This is a genomic window from Pseudomonadota bacterium, from assembly GCA_022361155.1.
Taxonomy (GTDB): Bacteria; Myxococcota_A; Polyangia; order Polyangiales; family JAKSBK01; genus JAKSBK01.
Genome location: JAKSBK010000594.1, coordinates 1 through 1,042, shown reverse-complemented (window position 1 = coordinate 1,042; position 1,042 = coordinate 1). Strand labels below are relative to the sequence as shown.

Here is a 1,042-nt window from a genome sequence, read left to right as displayed (position 1 = left end):
TCGACCAGCCTCCTGTGCCCCGGCAACGTTAGGCCGGATTCAAAGCACGTATCGATGGGTGAGATTGCCGACTGCGCACCGCGCTGCCGGAGGGGACCACTGCATGTACTTGACACCGGCCGCTCTATCGAGGGTCAGGTCGCCGGGCCACATCACGTCGGCGTAGTTCGCCATCGTCCGGGATGAAGGCGTGGCGTGGGCGGGATGGCAAGGTCGGTTTCGCCCTCAGCTATCCGAGTTGCCGCATCTCCTCGACTTCCCGCTTAATGAACTCCGCGCACGCCTCGATGCGGTCGGTATAGCTGTTTTCGTCGACCTTGTTGCCGGCCTCATCCACAAACGCCACGGTGAAGCCGGTGGGCTCCTGGCGAAAGTACCAGCCAGAGCTCGTCCGTTTGTTCTCAGACAACGCCAGCCAGTCGTCCACCAGCGATGCATCGCTCGCGAGAATCGCTGCGAGCAAGTCGGGGGTAACGTGTACATGCCGGTCGAAGTACCCGGACTGCTCAAGAATGGCGTAGGCCGAGAGGTCACCTCGACTGTGGAATGTACGGGGCAGGCGGGCGACTGCCTCCGCGGTAACCTGCGCTTCAGGCGACACAGCAGTGCTCATCGGATCATCCTCGTTCCGTCCGCGCTGAGGCGGAACCCTTGCTCGACGAGGTAGTTGAGCTCTCGTCCAAACCAGCCGGTCGCTTCGCTCACGTTCTTGACCGGGTTGGAGAGGACGATCTCATCCCCGCGAGAGATCATTCGATCGAGGAACTTCTGGTTCGCGGCCCACTGCTCGGCCGGCGTCATCTTGCTCCAGATCTTTGTCGGGATGCTGAAACGTCTTGCGGCTAGATCATCAGCGAGATTGACGTAGTCAGGGAACTTGCCCAGGACCGTCTTGCCTGCACCCGCCCCCCTTGTGGCAGCGGGTCGGGCCACGGTGCCTGCGAGGTTGCCGGCGCCCCTGGCTAGGCCGAGTCCTGCGAGTCCGGCTGCGGCGCCGCTGGCGAGGTCGCCTGCGGTTGCTTGCTCGCCACGGACGATTTTC

Annotated in this window: 2 protein-coding genes; both read right to left on the bottom strand. The window is 63.1% G+C overall.

The genetic code is table 11. The features are described from left to right. Positions 1-229: 229 nt before the first annotated feature. A complete protein-coding gene (locus tag MJD61_22235; GenBank protein MCG8557978.1) occupies positions 230-613 on the bottom strand; it encodes a hypothetical protein in 384 nt (127 codons plus the stop codon). Beyond that, a partial coding sequence (locus MJD61_22230) for a hypothetical protein (protein ID MCG8557977.1) occupies positions 610-1,042 on the bottom strand: 433 nt, incomplete at its 5' end. The genes MJD61_22230 and MJD61_22235, both read right to left, overlap by 4 nt.

Excerpts from the sequence above, each read along its gene's own strand:
- MJD61_22235 (MCG8557978.1), bottom strand. The coding sequence starts at position 613 with ATGAGCACTGCTGTGTCGCCTGAAGCGCAGGTTACCGCGGAGGCAGTC.